Raw genomic sequence first — 19,226 nt, 5'->3', positions numbered from 1 at the left:
CGCTCATCTGGATCTCCCACTCCGTCGAGATGGGCGCAACGGGTAGAAGCCTTGTCATAATGACTATAAAACATATCCTTGCAGCGCAAGTTTTTGACCCAGCGGTTTGGACCGAATTCAGGACAGATAGGTCTTCAAGCGAAGCGTCCTCGGCGCACACACGTGGAAAAGCCCCGCTTCATCGAAGCGGGGCTCTTCCGTGACCTTACATACTTGAGGCGACCGTAACCTGCAGCATCACGACCGCATTGTGCGTCGTCACCCCATTGGTTGCGGTGATCACGGCCTGGTAGGTCCCAGCCGGAACCCCGGTTGGTGCTGGGGCGATGGTCTGCTGTGAGCCCGAGCATCCCATGATGGCACTCGCAAAGGCAATCGCCGCCACGATGCCGAGTAGCGCAGCCGGTCTGCGTCGCCTCGAAGGGAGGAAGAAGAACAACAGGCAAGCCGCCGCTGTAACTTCACCTCCGCGCAGCCACCAGCCGGCACGCTCCGGCCTCGCCATGCCCATGGAACCGGACAGCGTCGTAGTGAACTTCACGGAGACAGCGACCTGCCCTGTGGGAGAAAGCGCCATAGACGCCGGGACCGTGCATTGGGGAAGCGAGTTGCCCGGTCCTGTCACCGCGCAGCTCAACTTGACGTTGCCGCTGAACTGATTGCCCGCGGATAGCGTCAGGGCCGCCGTTCCCGACGCGCCCGATGCAACCGTCACCGTCGGGTTATTCGCCAGGATTGCAAAGTCGCCCTGGTTGTTATTGAACATCAGCACCGGGCTGCTTGACGAGTTATAGTTCTGATCGCCAAAGTACAGCACATACACTTGGTTCGTCCCTCCGTAAGCGTTGCCCGCGGCAAAGCTGATGCTCGCGGTAGAGGTGCCGCCCGTTCCCGAAACCACCGGAATCTCGTCATTGTTATTGGAAGAGAAGACCTGTCCATCGGTTACAAACAGCACATCGCCAGTCGGCGCCGTACCGGAACCGTGCAGCGTGGCCGTAAGGGTAATCAGCGTTCCCGGCGTAAGATTCGACAGGTTGGCGGGATTGCTGGTCACTGAGATTGTGGGCGTAAGCAAGGTGGACGCGGCCACCGTCAGCGGATTCCCCGTCACGCTTGTGCCGCTCCAGTTGGCGTTGCCGCTATAGGTGACACTCACCGGATAGTTGCCCGCCGGAAGATTCGTAAACGTCGCCGTGGCAATGCTCTCCGAAGTGAACGTCGGCGCCAGTGTAACCGTCTTCGTCAGGCTGCCAAGCGTCACCGTGACCGTCCCCGTTGGCGAAAGGCCGCTGTCGCTTCCCGACACCGCGATCTGCAAAACGAATGTGCCCCCGATGGGAAGAGAGCTGGAATTCGCAATTAGGGAGATAGAAGCTGTGCCCTGGCCCACCATGAACGTAACAGGACTCTGCGGTTTCATGGTCGTGGTTGCGTTGTAACTGGGGTCGCCCGAATAACTGAAGGTGATGCTGTGAGACCCGAGCGCCCACGTCCCCGACGAGTAGACCGTCGCTCCCGTAGCATTCAGCGGAAGCGTCGCGATTGCGCTCCCATTGTCCATCACCGTCACCGTGCCCGTGGCAATCCCGTCCACCGTCCCTGCCGCATTGGCCACCTGCACATCGATTCCAACGATGGTCCCATACGTTACCGGGCTGATCAGCGGAAAGGTAGTGTATGGCGATGTCTGGAAATAGAACGCGCTCGTCAGAAGAGAACTTGCCTCCGGATTTACCGTAACGGTCACGGGCGCGGATTGGCTGCTCGAAAAATTGACGTCGCCGCTGTAGTTGCCCTGCAGCGTGTAGGTGCCGCCGGGAAGAGTGTTCACGCTGGCTTCGCCGGATCCGGTGGGGTCCAGCGGAATTTCGATCTGTCCTTTGTTGGCGGGCAGCGTCGTATCGGCCGTCACTGCCACCGCTCCCGTGGGGATCGTGCTGCCGGAGCTTGCCACCACGGTCGTCGCGAGATTCACCGTCGCGCCGTGCGTGATGGTCGTTGGAGATACGCTGAACGCTACGCTGCTTCCGGTGAATTTAACGCTGGACCAGTCGCTCAACAGTACACTTGCGTCGATCGAGCCCAGTCCCGAAGCGAGGTCGTACCCCACCGTCGCCGGCCAATCTTGCAGCGAGTAGCCGCCGCCGCTCGCATCCTTCTTGCACCCCACGCTGCCCGAGCCGCACGGCACGTTGTTGGAGCCGACCGTCACATCGTGGAAGGCGGCCGGAAACTGCGCGGCCAGGGGGTACAGTGTGGTGTTCGCCTGCCCTTGAGGTCCATACCTTTCGTTCACCAGCGCCATGATGCCGGCGAACGCGGGAGCTGCCGCCGACGTGCCGCCGATGCCCGTGTAGTACAACGTTCCGGAGCTGGGATCGGAATCCACACAGTCCCCTGCCTCGGCGCAGATGGCAAAGAAGCTGTTGTTCAGTCCGTTCGCCGCAAAGAGCGAAAGATCCGGAAGATCGCGAACCCCATCCGCCGGCACGCCTGGGCCGCTCTGCCATGCGGGCTTCGGGACGCCGCCTAAACCGATGCAAAGTCCCTCTGACGTGATCGGGTTCTGTCCTTCGAGAGGCCCATTCACAACGGCACAGGTGCTCTGTCCGCCGCCTCCGCTCGCAATCGACGTTCCCTCCGCGACAAACACGTCCAATCCATAGTTGCTGTCGTTCCACGGCTGTTCGGGAAGCGGCTTCAACAGGGAGCCCAGGCTCGCGCTGTTGGTCGCGCTCCAGTCCTGTGTCATGCTTGCGCCGCCCGTTGCATAATCGCTGTAGTAGAAGTCGGTGCCTCCGACCGCGATATTCCACGGAGTCGAAGCGAGCCCGTTCACCTGCAGCCCCAGGGACGCGGGAAACGGGTTGTTCTCGTTGTCACAGCCCGCCGAGCCGCTGTCGCCCGTCGACACCATCACCGTTTGACCTTGCGCTGCTGCCTGCTCCCACACCGAGCTGATGTAGGCCAGGTATCCAGCGCCGGCCGCGGGCTCGCAGGTTCCAAAGCTCAGGCTCAGAACAGGTGCCGTGTCGTCCTCGACGGCGCGAAGAATCGCCAGGTCCAGCCCGTCGTCGTAGTCCGTATCGGCGGCGATATACAGGTTCACCGTAGCCAGCCGGGCCACCGCGCCGGACATCTCCACGTCCAGGTAGGCTTCGGTCGAATCGGACGTCACTCCGGGGTCGTTCCCGTCGATGATGATGTGCGGAAGGTTCGGCTGGCTCGGATTCGCATCCAGGCCGAACAATGCGCGGTAGTTTTGAACAATGCCGAGGTCGATGTTCGAATCGTTTATGATGCCGAGGGTCTGGCCGGTGCCGTTGAGTCCCTCCCCGTACAACGGAGTCACGTCATATTGAGTTGCGAAGTCGGCAGGTCCCATCGCGTAGGCCGCTCCGGAGCCGCTGCCGATTGTCCACTCCGGCTTCACCGTCCGCGAGGCCGCATCGTACTTGGCGCGCCCCAGGAGATGCGCTTGCGATTTGGGATGAAAATCGTTCAGCCGGGTTACGCCGGCGATCACCGATGCCAGAGCGCTGGGAATCCGCGGATTCGTTGCATTCGCATGATGCGTTTCACCGTTTATCGCGTAGGTATGCAGTGACGTGTGAAACGCCGTGGAAACCTGGCCTGTGGTTCCTGAGAACTCGATCGCTGTCCGGCCCGCGCCAACCTTATCCACTGTGAAGCCCTGTGACTGCAGCCATGTTTGAACCTGCGCCAGGTCGGAATCGGACACGCCGAACTGCTGCCCGAACTGCGCTGGCGTCAGCCACTTGTGGTACGAAGGATTGCCCTTGGTCTGGACATCGGAGAGAAACTGGCGCAGCGCGGTTTCCTGGGCGGCGGAACGCTTGAGGGTCAGAATCAGCCGCCCTGTCGCCGTGTTCGCCGGAACAGCGCCCGTGTCATAGGCCGCCTGTGCCAGCGGATGAACGTTCCCTGTCAGCGTAGACAGCTCTGTATCGTTGACAGGGCTTGTGATCTGGGGAACAGCCTGTGCCTGAGCTGCAAACCCTGCAAGCGCCAGCACTGCGCCCGGCAAAGCAACCCTGAAGGTAGACAATACGTGGAAGGTCGACTTCATCGAATCTCCTGAAAAACTGAAACTTTGGCTGAAACCATCTCCGGGCGCGGGTCGAATAAGTGCGCCCGGAGATGGCTATCGTAGGTCGGGTGCTCTACTGGATCACGAGCGCCAGGCTGATCGTCGCAGTCTGGCTTCCTGCACTGGCGGTTACGGTCACGTTGCTCGCTCCTGTCGGTGTTCCCGGAGTGCTTGTGCCGCCGGAACATGCCGTCAGGACGGTCGCTAGCGGCAGCAGAAGAATAAGCATCAACAGGCCGGCGATCCGCTTTCTTTTGCCTATCAGCCCGGCCAGCACAAAGATACCGGGCAGCATCAGCGCATACGCCGTGTGCGAACGGCTCGGCCGGAACGGCGCCATCGCCGCGGTTGAGCCGCTCGTGCTGATGACCAGCGAAACAGTCGACGCGCTGCTGACCGTGCCGAAGGCGCAATTCGCCCCGGCCGGCAGTCCCGCGCAGTTGAACATAACCGCCGACCCTGCCGGGAAGTTCAAAAGCGTCAAAGTCGTCGAACCGGTCGCGCCAGGTCCTCGAATCGAGATCATGTCTGGATCTGCGGCCAACGCCGCTGTTGCCGATGCGGTGACCGTCAGCGTCGTCGTCGCGACGTTGCCTGCCGTGTAGTTGCTGTCTCCCGAGTAGGTCGCCGAGAACCCGTACGTCCCCGTGCTCGTCGGAGCGTCAGGCGCTGACGCCGCTCCGTTTACCAGGGCAACAGGAGCGCCCATGTCGGTGCCATTGAGCGCGAACTGCACCGTTCCCGTCGGCACCGAAACCCCGCTGACGCCGCTGACGGTGGCCGTCAGAGTTGTGCTGCTGCCGAAGACCAGCGTGGGCGGCATAAGCGTCAGCACGGTTGTCGGCGTCACCAGCGGCGCATGCACAACAGTGATGCTCAAGTTCGCGCTCGCGCTCAAAGGCTTGCTCTCGGAGTCCGTGATGGTCACCGTGAATGTAGAGGTGCCGGGAGTTGTCGGCGTACCGGCGATCGTTCCCGTCGCGGAGTTAAGCGTAAGTCCGTTCGGCAATGTCCCGCTGGAAACGCTCCACGCGAACGGAGCTACGCCGCCCAGTTCGCTCAATGTCTGCGAGTAAGACGACCGCGTAACGCCACCCGCCAGGGCGCCGGTCGTAATCTGCGGCGGAATAGTGCCAACCACAATCTGCGCGGTTGCGGTTTCCATCCCGCCGCAGGTAATCGCGTAGTTGACGATGGCATTCGTTGCCGACGGCGTCACCACTACGCTCCCCGTCGTCGCCAGCGGCCCGCTCCATGTGCCATCCGTGCTGTTCGCCATGCAGACTTTGGCATTCACTGAGAACGCATTGCTGACAGTCCACCCCAGTGTCACCGAGCCGCCGTTCTTGATAGAGTTCCCGCTCGGCGTCAGCGCGATAGCCGGCTGCAGCGTTGTCAGCAGTTGATAGAACACGCCGAGGCCGTTGGCCCCCCCAAAGGCCGTCGCTCCATATAGGTTGCCATCCGTGCCTTCAAACGGCGACGACGCAGGATAGTCTCCATTGCCCGTCGCGGAGTCGAAGTCGAAAACCGTCGCCTTTGTGCCGGAGGTGCTGATCTGCATTACCTGTCCAGAGAAGTAAAGCCCGCCTTCCGATCCCGCAATGTAGAGGTTTCCATCGCCACCCAGAAACGGATGCCCGTGCAGCGGGTTGTTCCCGTCGCCGCTCTGCAGCTCGTACACCGTCTTGAACGTCGAGCTCGCCCCACTGGGCACAATCTGGTAGACAACACCCGTCCCGTTGCCCTCGTTGCCACCCTCGAAGGTGAAGCCGTATAGGTTGCCGTCCGGCCCTTCTACAAGCGTGCTGATGGGCCAGTAGCCATCCTCGGGTCCCTGGGTGCCGTTCGAGAAGTTGTGAATGACCTGGAAGTTTGATCCGTCCGTCGCCATCACAAAGGCTGTGCCATACCCATTGCAGTTCGGAGGTCCGAACGTATATGGCCCATCGCACTCCGCCGTGCCGTATAGGTTGCCGTCGCTGGCCAGCACCACGCCCCCCAGCGGGCCGGTTCCCTGGCTCTGGGTGAACGTGTGCAGCGTCTTGAAGGTATTGGTCAGGTAGTTGAACGACCAGACCCCGCCCAGATTGTTTCCGCTGGGATCGTCGCGATTCGCCGTTCCGTAGAGCGTGCCATTGCCATCGTCGGCCAGGTCGCCGAACCCTGCGACGCCCCCGTTCACGAAGCTGTACACCGTCGTCAGCGTGGCTGTCTTCAAATTGTATTGGTAGATCGTGCCGCCGGTCTGGATTGTCCCATCCGCTCCGTAGTAGTTGGTCACGCCATACAGGTTGCCGTCGCTGGCTTCGACCGGCGTATTGTAAGGACCTGCCCCGTCATTTCCGCCCGTGAAGCTATAGACAATCTGGTACTTCCCGCCTGGGGTTATCTGGTAGAGAGCGCCGCTTCCGTAGGCGCCTCCACCGAAAGCGGTCCCATAGAAATTTCCGTCGCTCGCTTGCATGGGAGCGGCATCGGGCTGTGTGGCATCGGTCGACGTGGCTGCGAACTGATAGAGGATGTTTTCGCTCGCGGGCAGCGGTGCGGCTGCCTGGCTCGATGCCAGGAGCCGGCCTGCAAGTAACACGCACAGCACGAACAGGAGATGAACGGGCTTTTTAGGGTTCATGAGATGCAACTAAACTTGCCGATGCGGAGCCCGTCAAGTAAATTAGTTGCTAACAGTTTGCTAATCATTCACTCTCAATAACTTGACTTGCAAACAGGAAAGGGCGGCGCTCTATTCCCCTGGACCTCGAAGACACTTCCTCCGCTGGCATTACCGCTTATCAGTTCGGCGAGTTCGAGCTGAAGCCCCGGAGCGGTGTCCTGCTGCACAACGGCGAACGCGTCAAAATCCAGGATCAGCCTCTCCAGATGCTGGTAAGTCTCTTGCAGACGCCCAGTGAGCTGGTGTCGCGTGAGGCCCTGTGGAAGCAGCTCTGGCCTGAGAAAAATGCCGAGGACTCCGACCGCAGCCTGCGGGTCGCCGCCACCAAACTGCGCCAGGCTCTCGGCGATAGCTCCACGGCTCCTCGCCTGATCGAGACCGTCCCTCGGCGCGGATACCGGTTCATCGGCACGGTCACGCCTGTCTCCGTCCCAGCTCCCGCCAGCGTGCCGCAAATCCCGTTATACGCTCCGGTGCCGCCAGTCTCTTCCCATCGCAAAGGGTTTCCGCCACTCATCGCAGGGCTTCTCCTCCTGGTTCCTGTTCTGGTCCTTATTTCCGCCGGGCTAATCGTCTATAAGATGCGCCAGGCCGGCAGCGCCATCCCTCCGTCCGTCTCTTCCCTGATCGTCGTAGGCGGTGTCAAGAACTCTACCGGCCAGTCTGACCTCGATGGAGTCCTCGCGCCCGCGCTTCAGACCAAGATGGAAGAGTCTCCCTATCTCAATCTCGGCGCGGAAGAGAGCTTTCGCCGGCTTGCCCGCGACGCGGACGCGACATCCCTGCCCGCTGAGCTCAAGGCCTGCGCCGACATCCATGCCAGCGAAGTCGTCGGCGGCGAGATCCTCTCCACGAAATCGGGATACCAGTTCAAGCTGAGCGCCTGGCGCTGTCCGGACGGTCGCCTGATCGCCTCCCAGTCCCTTGCCGTCCGCGCCGAGCCCGAGATCCTCGCCGCGCTCGATTCCGCCGCGGAACAGATGCGGCTCACCCTCGGCGAACCACGCGCTTCGGTGCAGAAATTTAGTGTTCCGGTCAGTCAGGCGATGACCGGCTCCCTCGGCGCCCTCAAAGCCTTCACCCAGGGCGAACGCAAACACCTGGCCGGCATGGATTCCGCCTCGATTGAGGATTACAAGCTCGCCGTCGCCCTCGACCCCCACTTCGCGCTCGCCTACGCTCGCCTCGGCGCCGTTTATACCGATCTCGAAGAGTACACCGCATCGGAACAGTCCTATCGCAACGCCTTTGAACTCCGCGACCGCACCACCGAACGCCAGCGCTTCTACATCTCCTCGCATTACTTCACCACCACCGGCGAGATTGCCCTGGCCACCAATGCCCTGAAGTTGTGGCGAGAGATGTACCCGCGCGACCCCATCGCCGCCAACAACCTCGGCGACATGTACGACCGTCTAGGCGACTTCGCAAAGGCGCTCGAGCAAATACAGGCAGCCGTCCGGCTCAACCCCAACTGGGACTATGCCTACACCAATCTTGTGCGGGCAGAGCTTCGCACCGGCAACTACGCCGCCGTCGCCCGGCTTTGCAACAGCAGGATCCCCGGAAGAACTGACTCCCTCAGCTTCCGCGTAGCCTGTTTCCAGAATGACTTCGTACACAACGACGCCAACGCCATGCGCGCGGAGCTTGAGAAGGCGAAGGGCGATCCCGCCGAGAGCCAGATCCTGGCCAACGCCGCCTGGATCTCTCTCTATCGCGGACAGATGAAAGAGGCGAACCGGCTCTTCAACCTCGCTGAAGAGAGCGCAAGACGAAATAACCTCAATGAGTTTGCGACCGAGATCAGCCTCGACCAGGCCGGCCTCGAAGCCGATCTCGACCTCCCCGAAGTTGCCAGGCAGCGCGCCCGCGCCTCCCTCCAGGCATTTCCGAACAGCCCCCACGTCCAGGCCGCAGCGGCGCTGGCCCTCGCCCGCTCCGGCGATGAGTCGGAAACCCGCGCCCTCAGCGCCAAAGTTGCCGCCGAGGCTCCGGCCGATACCATTCTTAACGATGCCGTTCTGTCCTCCACTCGCGCCGCCGCGTGGATGCAACTGGGCAACGGCGCTGCCGCGGTCCGTGAACTCGAGCGCGCCCGCCCGTACGATTTCTGCAGCGATATGGAATATGCGCCTGCCTACTATCGAGGCTTGGCCTATCTACAGCAGAAGCGGTGGAGCGAGGCCATTGGCGAGTTCAAGCGAGTCCTTGCCCAACGCGTCAGCCTTCCCACCTCACCCTACTTGCCCCTGTCGGAACTCGCGATGGGGCGCGCATGGCAGCTCAGTGGCAACTCCGCCGAAGCAGCACGCGCGTATGAGATCGTAGCCGAGACCTGGAAGTCCGCCGACCCCGAATTCGGCCCCCTGCGGCGACTCAACGCCTACCGCCGCAACCTCGCCATCCACTAGAACTCGTTGTTTCCACCCGTGCTGCACACACGTCGGCTGATTTTTTGGGAATTACAGATCGAATTCCCCTCTTCGTTTTTCTCTCCGCCAACTTGCTAACTCGCTATCGCGCGAAGCGCGGCTAACCCGCTGAAAAACAAGACCCCATGCTCAAGGCATCTCCAGAAGCGCAGTTTTGCGCCCAAAGACATCCAGGGAGTGATGCATATAAATCCCTGATTGATACGGCCTGCCTGTCTCCACAAACTTCGATTGTTTGACGAGAGGGATTTATGGAATGGATGGGACCAGGGGAAACGCAGTCTTGGTGGCGGAGGACGGGATCGAACCGTCGACCTTGGGGTTATGAATCCCACGCTCTAACCATCTGAGCTACTCCGCCAGGCAGAACGGGCCTCAGAACAGAAGCCCAGGTATCGATTCTACGGGTGCATCGGTTCATGGTCAAACAGGCTGGAATATGAGCGCAACCTTCGCCTGAACTGCTTTGTAACAGGGCGCAACTTGAGTTGTGCCGCACAAGTCCAAGAAACTTTGGGCTTTAGCCCCTGCTCGCAGCCGCTTGCATCACCAATGCGGACGTTTCAGGGGCCTCCCTGCACAATGTTGCACTTCGAGACAACTTACCCAAACGGCCAGGCATCACAGTTTGTATAGCAAGCCCTCCCCCGATAAATTAAAAACATTCCCCTCCGGTTCGAAAGATGAGCCGGAGGGGAATTTAATTTTTAGACCCTCATTTCCACCTTATAAACTCAGACAGTCATGGCATCTCCACTTCGCATCGTTGGGGTCATTCCCGCGCGCCTCGGCTCCACGCGCCTCGCGCGCAAAGTTCTCCGTCCCATCGCTGGCAAACCAATGGTGGAGTGGGTCTGGCGCGCCGCACTCGAAAGCGGCCTCATGGACCCCGTTCTCGTCGCCACGGACTCCGAAGAAGTTGCCGCCGCCTGCCGCGAGCGCGGCATTCCCTTTGAAATGACCTCTCCAGCATGCGCCAGCGGATCGGACCGGGTGAGGGAAGTAGCCTCCCGTATTGACGCTGGCATCTACGTCAACATCCAGGGCGACGAACCCACCCTGACACCCGATTTCTTCGCCCCATTGATCGATCTCTTCAACCGGCCTGAAGTCCAGGTCGGCACCTTCGCCGTCCGCTGCCCAGCGGAAGACATCGCCAACTCCAACGCGGTCAAAGTCGTCACCGCCAGCAACGGCCGCGCACTCTATTTCTCGCGCGCCACCATCCCCTTTGACCGCGACGCCTACGGATTCGCCGGCTACCGCAAGCACCTCGGCATCTACGCCTATCGCAAGACCGCGCTGGAGCAATTCGCCGCCCTCCCACCCGGATGGCTTGAAACGGTAGAGCGCCTCGAACAACTTCGCCTCCTCGAAAACGGCATCGACATCTACGTAGCCCCCGCCCCAGCCGACACCATCGGCGTAGACACTGAAGAAGACCTCACCCGCGCCGAAGCCGTGCTCAAAGCGCGCATGCTGGAATAGAGACGCGGGTCCCACCTCAAACTTCTATAGCCAATCGTTCTCATATTGAGTACAATTGTTCTCGTTATGAGAACGAACTCGAAATCGCTGGGCGATTTACTGTTTGGGCAGACACGAGGCCGTGTCCTGGCGTTGCTTTATGGCATGCCCGATCAGACTTTCTTTGTTCGTCAGATAGCAAGGGAAATCGGAACAAGCGTCGGCAGCGTGCAGCGAGAACTGGAAACCTTGTCGAAAGTAGGATTGCTCAATCGGACAACGATAGGGCGACAGGTCTTCTATCAGGCAAATATCCACCACCCGGCATTTGCAGAACTTCGTTCGCTGATCGCTAAGACATCGGGTATCTTTCATCAGCTTCATTCCGCTCTTGCCCTCCTTGCTCCGCAAATCACGTTTGCATTCGTCTACGGGTCGATTGCGCGAGGAGACGAGGATGCGGGAAGCGATGTCGATTTGATGATTGTGGGGAATGTAACTCTGGATGACGTGCTCACTCCATTGGCTCCTGTAGAAAATGCCATTGCACGGCCCATTAACCCAACGGTCTACTCCCTGAAAGAATTCAAAGCCAGGGTGAAAGACGGAAATCACTTCTTGACCTCGGTATTGCGCGGCGAGAAGATGCTTTTGATCGGAGATGAAGATGAGCTTGGAAAAATGGGTTGAATACGGTTGGCTCAAGGCCGAAGAATCCAGTCCAGCCGAGATTAGAGACTTGGTGGGAATCGTCACTCGCGCTCTCAAAGACTCGAAGGTGGAAGCCATCTCCGAAGACCTCCGGTTTCAGGCAGCATTCAGCGCGGCACTCACGTCTGCGAATGTTGCTTTGCGGGCAAGCGGCTACCGGACCAGGGTACAAACAGGGCACCATCAAAAGATTATCGAGTCCCTGGAACTTACTCTCAAAAGCGATCCAAAACTGGTTCAGAAGCTGAAAGTCTTCTCGAAGAAACGAAATGCAACAACCTACGACACGGCTGGCAATATCTCAGAACAGGAGCTTGAGCAGGCCATCAAAGTTGCGGAGGAGTAACTCTGATTAAGTGGCACGAACGGTAGGTCACGGCTTCAGCCGTGACATAAATGCAGCAAAATCAATGCGGCTTTAGCCGCTGAGGTATGCTTCACGGACTTAATCAGACCTTCCTTAGGCGGTGCTGTTCTTACTGACGTTGGAAGCCGAAGGCTGTTTTGCCTTTCCGCTAACTCGCTAACCCGCTACGCGTAGCGCCAACCCGCTGCTTTTGTCCTGGCTGGTATCACAACTCTCCTTGTTACTAAAGTCCAATACCCTTTCGTACCCTCAGCCCCTCCAGAAACTTTGCATGCAATTAACCCCTTTTGTGCTTTACTCAAAATAAGCAGAAACAAAGGCCCGGCCCATCAGCCCCGGGCCTGTCTGTTTCAGCTTTTTCGGCAGACCCCGAATTTTTTTTCGGGGGTGTCTCCGTCAAAGTAACCATTTCTATTGTCAAATAAGTATACACAATAAATCGTCATTAAAGTCAATAAAATAAACAAGATACATCAAAATATACCCATCCCTTCAAAACGCCCTTCACAGGGAAAACAAAAAGCGAAAGTCCATCCGCAGCCCATCACGCCACTCGTAAACTGCTACCGTCGGAATTGCGCGCAAGAATCGGAGTGTACTTCTCCACTATCCGAGCCATGATGCTTCCATGACCGCAACCGCACAACTCGCACCGCAGCTCCAGATCAATCCAGACTCAGCCTGGGAAAAGCTGATCAGCCGCGACAAGACCGCCGGTTTCCTCTACGCCGTCCTCACCACCGGTGTCTTCTGTCGCATCGGCTGCGGCAGCCGTCCGCCACGCCGTGAAAACGTGCGCTTCTTCGGCACCGCCGCCGAAGCCAGCTCTGCCGGGTTCCGCCCCTGCCAGCGCTGCACTCCAACGGAGCGCGATCCTTTGGACAGGGTCCGCGAACACATCGAGCGCAACCTCGACCGCGCCGTCCCGCTCGCCGAGCTGGCCCGCATCTCCGGCCTCAGCCCATTCACCGTGCAGCGGAATTTCAAACGCGAATTCAGCGTTAGCCCGCTCGCCTACCAGCGCGCTCTTCGCGCAGCCCGCTTCCGTGCCGCGCTCAAGGAAGGAAACTCCGTGACAGACGCCGTCTACAACGCCGGGTTCAGCTCGCCCAGCCGTGCCCATGAGGCCGCGCAGCTCGGCATGACACCCGCCCGCTTCGCACAAGGCGGCAAAGGCGAGCGCATCGGCTTCGCCACAGCCTCTACGCCATTCGGATGGATGATTGTCGGAGCCACGGACCGCGGCCTCTGCTGGCTCGCCCTCGACGGCACAAAAGCGGCAGCGGAAACCACCCTCCGCGAGGAGTTTCCCCTCGCGGATCTGCGCCGCGACGCATCCCTTTCAACGCTGATTGATGCGGCACTCGCCAGCGTCCATGAAGGCTCCGACCTGAGCCACAGCCTTCGCAGCGCCGAAGCGCCAAATTCGCAGGAAGCGAATTTGACGAGCATAGATTTGAGAGGAACCGTCTTCCAGCTTCGCGTCTGGAACGCTCTCCGCCAGATTCCGCGTGGCCAAACCCGCACTTACTCGCAACTGGCCCGCGAGCTCGGCATGCCCAACTCCACACGCGCCGTGGCCCGCGCCTGCGCACTCAATCGAGTCTCAGTGCTGGTGCCATGCCACCGCGTCGTGGGCGTCAGCGGTTCACTTACTGGGTATCGTTGGGGCGTCGAGCGTAAGCGGAAGCTGCTCGACGCTGAGAAAGAAAGAAGAAGCTAAGAAAGAAAAAGTTAAGCGCAGTTTCCCGTGCGCGTCACAGGCTGCCACGCATCCAGTCCGCTGCTGTTATTCGAGGGGTTATAGCTCCACACCACGGCTTTACGCTCCGCATCCGCGCAGGAATTGCGCTTTGAAAATGGAATGCGGAGCTTGTCGCCGGCTCTTGCGGCGAACAGCGCTACCGCTGCCGCCGCAATTTCGGGAAGGAATGCAAATGTCATTGTCATTCTCCTTCGGTTATGACGTTCCTGTGATTGCGCAGGTTACAGAGTGAATCCGCCTGCGGCGTAAATTGACTGTCCATTGATCCATGCTGAGTCTTCTGATGCCAGGAACGCTGTCGCCGTCGCAATATCCTTAGGCTGGCCTATGCGGCCAAGCGGAGTCCGTTTCACGGCTTCCTTTTCGAAGTCGCTGCCGATGAAGCCCGCTGCATGTGTGCCTTCGGTTTCAATGATGCCGGGGTTTATGGAGTTCACGCGAATCTTCTTCGAGCCAAGCTCCTTGGCCAGCGCCGCCGTAATCGTATCCACCGCGCCTTTGGTCGCGCTGTAAACAGAGGCTCCGGGAACGCCGTCCACCACCACCGAGCTGACGTTCACAATGCTGCCGCCGGCCGGATTGAATTGCTTCACCGCCGCCTGTGTCGTCAGCAACAGGCCAAGAACATTCACGTTGAACTGCTTGTGGAAGTGCTCCGGCGTAATCGCCTCAAGCGGGCCAAACTCATAAACGCCCGCATTGTTCACCAGCACGTCGATCGGTCCCAGTTCCTTGACGACCGTATCCACCAGCGGCCCAATTGTTGCAGGCTCTGCCACGTTGGCATGCACCGCAATCGCCTTGCCGCCATTGGCCTTGATCTCGCTCACCACTTTTTCTGCGCCGGCTTTATCGCTCGCGTAGTTGACAGCCACAACGGCTCCACGGCTTGCAAGCTCTTTCGCAATGCCTGCTCCGATGCCCTTCGATGCGCCGGTTACCAGCGCCACTTTACCTGTAAGAGTTGCCATTTTCTTGTCTCCTTCTGTCAGGAACGCCGGGCCGTCATCGGTTCGACATTTCGACAACTATCGAATTGATTAAGGATGGCGGTAAAAGGATTCAAGCTCAGTTGTGGAAATTTATTTTTTGTTTTTGCGCGCGGCGTTGGGGCCGGCATTCGGACACGCGGCGCTGAGCGCCTGCAGAGTCTCAGCCATAGCCTCCAGCACGCCCGGCTGCACGCTGAGCAAATGGTATTTCCCCTCGCGCCGTACATGGATCAGCCCCGCAGCTTCCAGCTCTTTCAAATGATGTGAAAGCGTAGCCGCGGCAATCGGCAAATCCGCCAGCGTCTGTGAACAGGTGACCGCGCAGCTTGAGCGCGCAATGCGTTCCAGCACCTCAAAGCGCCGCGGATCGGCAAGCGCCTTGAGTATTGCAGTGCGCTGTGCCCCCGTGAGACCAGACGATTTTGTTGCCGCACCGGATTGTGTCGCCAGAGCCATAAAATGCGCTTCAGTTATTTAGATGTATGGTATCCCACCCGTGGTTCAAGCAGGCTCTATGCGCGTTTCAATCGCCCCTAACGCCAATACCCAGCAGCGTCTGAAACTGCGGCGCCTCCGGATGCTTATCGACTACAGTCACTTCCACATCCACAAAGCCAGCCTTAAGCAGCATCTCTTCCAGTTCCGCCTCGCCAAAGCCCAGCCACTCGTCCGCATACAGCTCACGCGCCTCTTCAAACCGATGTTTCACCAGGTCCAGCACAGCCACACGCCCGTCAGGAGCAATAACTCGCGCCGCTTCCTTCAGCGCCAGCGCCGGATGCAGCGCATGATGCAGAGACTGCGAGAAAAACGCCAGGTCCACCGATCCTGACTCCATCGGCAGCTCTTCCATATCGCCCAGCCGGAACTCGATATTTTCAATCCCCGCGCGGGTAGCCTGCTCGCGGCCCACCTCCAGCATCTTCTCGCTGGAATCGATTGCGATCACCCGTGATGCGCGTCCAGAGAGTAAAAGAGCGAAGCTCCCGTCGCCCGCGCCGAGATCGGCAATCGTCATCGACGGCATCAGCCGCAGCAGCGCCTCAGCTACGCTCTTCCAGCTTTTTCCGGGAACGTAGTCCCGTCCCAGCCGCCCGGCAACGCTGTCAAAGAAGCTCCGCATCCGATCCTGCCGCTTCTTAACCACCCGCCGCATCGCAGCCTGATCCGTAGCGGTTTCTTTTGCTTCACGAGCAGCCTCGGTAAGAATCTCCGCCAGCAAGCCATTTCCGTTCGCAGTGGTTAGCCGGTAAAAACTGCTCTTGCCCGTTCGCCGATCCTCCACCAGCCCCGCCTGCTTCAGTTGCGCCAGATGCGTCGAAATCGTGCTTTGGCCCATAGTCAGAATCTCCTGCAGCTCCGCCACAGATAACTCTTCTGCTTTCAGCAGCAGCAGAATTCGCAACCGGTTAGGGTCCGCTGCGGCGCGCAGGATTTTTACGATTGACGGTGTTGACGCCATAGAAATTTACGAAAGCCGCCCTTGACGAATCGAATCAAGTCCTGATACATATCAACATATCACGATACGTCGATAGAAGCATTCGATCAGACGTGAGAGAGAGGGTTCTTTATGGCGACAACGCTGGAAATTACTGCGACCGATTACAAAGTGGCTGACCTGAGCCTGGCCGACTGGGGCCGCAAAGAGATTGACATCGCCGAGCACGAGATGCCGGGCCTCATGGCGATTCGCAACAAGTACGCGGCGGAGAAGCCGCTCGCCGGCGTCCGCATCACCGGCTCGCTCCACATGACCATTCAGACCGCCGTGCTCATTGAGACGCTCGTGAGCCTTGGCGCGGAAGTTCGCTGGGCAAGCTGCAACATCTTCTCCACGCAGGATCACGCCGCCGCAGCCATTGCTGTATCCGGCGTTCCGGTCTACGCCTGGAAGGGCGAGACGCTTGAAGACTACTGGGAATGCACCTGGCAGGCGCTCAACCATAAGGGCAAAGACGGAAAGAGCGGCCTTGGCCCGGAACTCGTTGTCGATGACGGCGGCGATGTGACGCTACTCATCCACAAGGGCTACGAGCTGGAAGACGGCGACGGCTGGGTCAACACGGCTTCCAGTAACCACGAAGAGCAGGTCATCAAGGATCTGCTGAAGCGGGTTCATGCTGAAAATCCAAAACACTGGCATAACGTCGTCAAGGCGTGGCGCGGCGTTTCTGAAGAGACCACAACCGGCGTGCATCGCCTCTATCAAATGCTGGAAAAGGGCAAACTGCTCATTCCCGCCATCAACGTCAATGACTCCGTCACCAAGTCCAAGTTCGACAACCTCTACGGCTGCCGCGAGTCTCTGGCCGACGGCATCAAACGCGCGACAGACGTCATGGTCGCCGGCAAGGTTGCTGTCATCGCCGGCTACGGCGACGTAGGCAAGGGCTGCGCGCACTCGCTGCGCGGCATGGGCGCCCGCGTCATCGTCACCGAGATCGACCCCATCAACGCGCTGCAGGCCGCCATGGAAGGCTTTGAAGTCACCACGCTTGAGGACACCCTCGGCCGCGGCGACATCTACGTCACCACCACCGGCAACGTGGACATCATCACCTACGAGCACATGCAGAAGATGAAGGATCAGGCCATCGTCTGCAACATCGGCCACTTTGACAACGAGATCCAGATGGACCGCCTCAACGGCGACAAGGCCGTGAAGAAGCTCAACATCAAGCCGCAGGTGGATAAGTACACCTTCCCCGACGGTCATGAGATATTCGTCCTCGCGGAAGGCCGCCTCGTCAACCTCGGCTGCGCCACCGGCCATCCCAGCTTCGTCATGTCGAACAGCTTTGCCAACCAGACGCTGGCGCAGCTCGACCTGTGGAAGAACAAGGATGTCTACAAGGTCGGCGTCTACGTACTGCCCAAGAAGCTCGACGAGGAAGTGGCCCGCCTGCACCTTGAGAAGATCGGCGTCAAGCTGACGAAACTCAGCAAGGCGCAGGCCGACTACATCGGCGTGCCGGTTGAAGGCCCTTACAAGCCGGATCACTATCGCTACTAAGAAACAGCTCTCAGTAGTCAGCTTTCAGCTATCAGTTTCGGGCGTAAGTTCGAACGGAGGCTGAAAGCTGAAAGCTGAAGGCTGAGGGTTATTCATGACCACGCCATGCCCCATCTCGTTTGAGCTTTTCCCACCGCGCACTCCTGAGGCAGCGGCCAAGCTGCCCGATGTCGCTTGCCAACTGGCGGATGCCAAACCGCTCTACTTCTCCGTCACGCACGGAGCAGGCGGCTCGGACCAGGACGGCACTTACGAGACTTTGCTGACCGTGGTGCGTTCCTGCGGCATTGAGGCCGCGCCGCACCTCACCTGCATAGGCTCTACTAAAGCGAAGATCGGCGTACTCCTTGATCGCTACCGCGAAGCCGGCGTCAAGCGCATCGTGGCCCTGCGCGGCGATTTGCCAGCCACCGCTTACAGCTCCGCCGCTCCCGGCGAGTTCCACTACGCCAACGAGCTTGTCGCCTTCATCCGCGAGCAGCACGGGGATCACTTCAAGATTGAAGTGGCCGCTTATCCGGAGATGCACCCGCAGGCCCCGAACGCCGACGCCGATTTCGACAACTTTCGCCGCAAAGTAGACGCTGGCGCTGACGGAGCCATCACGCAGCTTTTCTACAACGCTGACTCTTATATTGATTTCGTGGAACGCTGCCAGAAGGCCGGCATCACTATTCCCATTACTCCCGGAATCATGCCGATCACTGGCTTTGCCAACATCGTTCGCTTTACCGCTGGCTGCGGCGCCGATCTGCCCCGCTGGATCAAACTGCGCCTCGAAGCCCTGCAGGACGATAAGCCGGCCCTGCTTGACTTCGGCCTCGCCGTCGTTAGCCGCCTGTGCGAAACGCTGCTCAAAAACGGTGCGCCCGGCCTGCACTTCTACACCATCAATCAGGCAGACCCGTCCCTCCGCCTCTGCGCCAATCTCTCGATTGCAACCGAAGCGCGGGCGTAGCAAGCCCTGCCCTGAGTTCTCGAAGGTAACCGCCTGTCCGCCGTTTTTCGGCGCACGGATCCCCCTAAGCCCTCAAAGCCCTCTCTGGATACAGGTAAATGATTGTTGAGAGCAAAAGTAATGTATTACTTTGGGGGTACGCAAGAGAAAAATCGCTTTTCTCAAATTTTTTTAAGAACAATCTCTTTCGTTATGTTTTGCCTTTAGCTTCAGTGCTGCTGAGCAGGCTTAGAGCATTTCTCCTCTTGCTGTAGAGCGACCCCTGGCGCAAAAGCAAATACGCGGCGAGGGTGGAGCACCCGAACTTTATACCTTCGGGAGAGATGCTCGAATGTTGCGGCCTGGGGTTGCAGCAGTCGAGGATTTTCTGGAACGACTTTCGCTTTTTGTTTTCCCGGTCAGGCTGTTTTTCGAGAGGTGAAGAATTATGCCGCTATCTGATTGTTTTTGTGTAATTTACCGCTGATTTACGGTGTTTACTAATTGATTATCATGAGCGGTTACTTTTGAGGGGACACCCTCGAAAAAAAAATTTCTGGGCTGCCTTGAATGAGCTACGGCCCGAATTCTTTTTGGGATTCGGGCCGTGGCTCTTTCTTCTGCTAATTCTGAGTAAAGCATAAATGGGGTTAATTGCATGCAAAGTTTCTGGAGGAGGTGGGGTTACGAAAGGGTGGTGGACTTTGGTAATGACGAAGGACTAGGGACGAGGGAAAAGAGCAGTTCT

The 19,226-nt window shown here is 59.1% G+C and carries 13 protein-coding genes and 1 tRNA gene; 7 read left to right on the top strand and 7 right to left on the bottom strand.

Annotation, left to right across the window (positions count from 1 at the left end; translation table 11 throughout):
* Positions 1–205: 205 nt before the first annotated feature.
* Complete coding sequence (locus ABSG47_RS10630) at positions 206–4,093, bottom strand: Ig-like domain repeat protein (RefSeq protein WP_424169633.1); 3,888 nt, start codon at positions 4,091–4,093, stop codon at positions 206–208.
* A 94-nt stretch (positions 4,094–4,187) separates the two neighbouring features.
* Entirely contained in the window at positions 4,188–6,746 is a 2,559-nt protein-coding gene (locus tag ABSG47_RS10625; protein ID WP_424169631.1) for a choice-of-anchor tandem repeat GloVer-containing protein, read from the bottom strand.
* 113 nt (positions 6,747–6,859) lie between these two features.
* Between ABSG47_RS10625 and ABSG47_RS10620 the strand changes: the two genes are divergently transcribed.
* Complete coding sequence (locus ABSG47_RS10620) at positions 6,860–9,202, top strand: tetratricopeptide repeat protein (RefSeq protein ID WP_424169696.1); 2,343 nt, start codon at positions 6,860–6,862, stop codon at positions 9,200–9,202.
* Positions 9,203–9,507: 305 nt separating this feature from the next.
* Here ABSG47_RS10620 and ABSG47_RS10615 read toward each other — a convergent pair.
* A tRNA-Met gene (locus ABSG47_RS10615) sits at positions 9,508–9,584 on the bottom strand.
* Positions 9,585–9,967: 383 nt separating this feature from the next.
* On the opposite strand from ABSG47_RS10615, the gene kdsB reads away from it, so the two are divergent.
* The 4 genes from kdsB to ABSG47_RS10595 all read left to right on the top strand — a co-directional run bounded on the left by kdsB (position 9,968) and on the right by ABSG47_RS10595 (position 13,491).
* A complete protein-coding gene (gene kdsB / locus ABSG47_RS10610; protein WP_424169629.1) occupies positions 9,968–10,711 on the top strand; it encodes a 3-deoxy-manno-octulosonate cytidylyltransferase in 744 nt (247 codons plus the stop codon).
* Positions 10,712–10,777: 66 nt separating this feature from the next.
* Positions 10,778–11,380 carry a nucleotidyltransferase domain-containing protein gene (locus ABSG47_RS10605; protein ID WP_424169627.1) on the top strand — a complete coding sequence of 201 codons (603 nt, stop codon included), beginning with the start codon at positions 10,778–10,780 and terminating at the stop codon, positions 11,378–11,380.
* Entirely contained in the window at positions 11,358–11,747 is a 390-nt protein-coding gene (locus tag ABSG47_RS10600; RefSeq protein WP_424169625.1) for a hypothetical protein, read from the top strand. The genes ABSG47_RS10605 and ABSG47_RS10600 overlap by 23 nt, the downstream gene beginning before the upstream one ends.
* 649 nt (positions 11,748–12,396) lie before the next feature.
* On the top strand, positions 12,397–13,491 hold the full coding sequence (locus ABSG47_RS10595; RefSeq protein ID WP_424169623.1) for a bifunctional transcriptional activator/DNA repair enzyme AdaA: 1,095 nt from the start codon (positions 12,397–12,399) through the stop codon (positions 13,489–13,491).
* An 11-nt stretch (positions 13,492–13,502) separates the two neighbouring features.
* On the opposite strand, the gene ABSG47_RS10590 is transcribed toward ABSG47_RS10595, so the two are convergent.
* The 4 genes from ABSG47_RS10590 to ABSG47_RS10575 form a co-directional block, all read right to left on the bottom strand.
* On the bottom strand, positions 13,503–13,712 hold the full coding sequence (locus ABSG47_RS10590; protein WP_424169621.1) for a hypothetical protein: 210 nt from the start codon (positions 13,710–13,712) through the stop codon (positions 13,503–13,505).
* Positions 13,713–13,754: 42 nt separating this feature from the next.
* Positions 13,755–14,504: a glucose 1-dehydrogenase gene (locus ABSG47_RS10585; RefSeq protein WP_424169619.1), complete on the bottom strand. Its 750-nt coding sequence runs from the start codon at positions 14,502–14,504 to the stop codon at positions 13,755–13,757.
* 111 nt (positions 14,505–14,615) lie between these two features.
* On the bottom strand, positions 14,616–14,981 hold the full coding sequence (locus ABSG47_RS10580; RefSeq protein ID WP_424169617.1) for an ArsR/SmtB family transcription factor: 366 nt from the start codon (positions 14,979–14,981) through the stop codon (positions 14,616–14,618).
* Positions 14,982–15,048: 67 nt separating this feature from the next.
* Positions 15,049–15,987: an ArsR/SmtB family transcription factor gene (locus tag ABSG47_RS10575; RefSeq protein WP_424169615.1), complete on the bottom strand. Its 939-nt coding sequence runs from the start codon at positions 15,985–15,987 to the stop codon at positions 15,049–15,051.
* 111 nt (positions 15,988–16,098) lie between these two features.
* Here ABSG47_RS10575 and ahcY point away from each other — a divergent pair, with 111 nt between their 5' ends.
* Entirely contained in the window at positions 16,099–17,541 is a 1,443-nt protein-coding gene (gene ahcY, locus ABSG47_RS10570; RefSeq protein ID WP_424169613.1) for an adenosylhomocysteinase, read from the top strand.
* Between the two features lie 94 nt (positions 17,542–17,635).
* On the top strand, positions 17,636–18,499 hold the full coding sequence (gene metF, locus ABSG47_RS10565; RefSeq protein WP_424169611.1) for a methylenetetrahydrofolate reductase [NAD(P)H]: 864 nt from the start codon (positions 17,636–17,638) through the stop codon (positions 18,497–18,499).
* The last annotated feature ends 727 nt before the right edge of the window (positions 18,500–19,226 follow it).

Origin of the sequence: Occallatibacter sp., assembly GCF_049510455.1 — a bacterium.
Classification (GTDB): Bacteria; Acidobacteriota; Terriglobia; order Terriglobales; family Acidobacteriaceae; genus Telmatobacter.
Note: the sequence above shows the minus strand (reverse complement) of the source record. Positions and strands in the feature narration are given on the sequence as shown.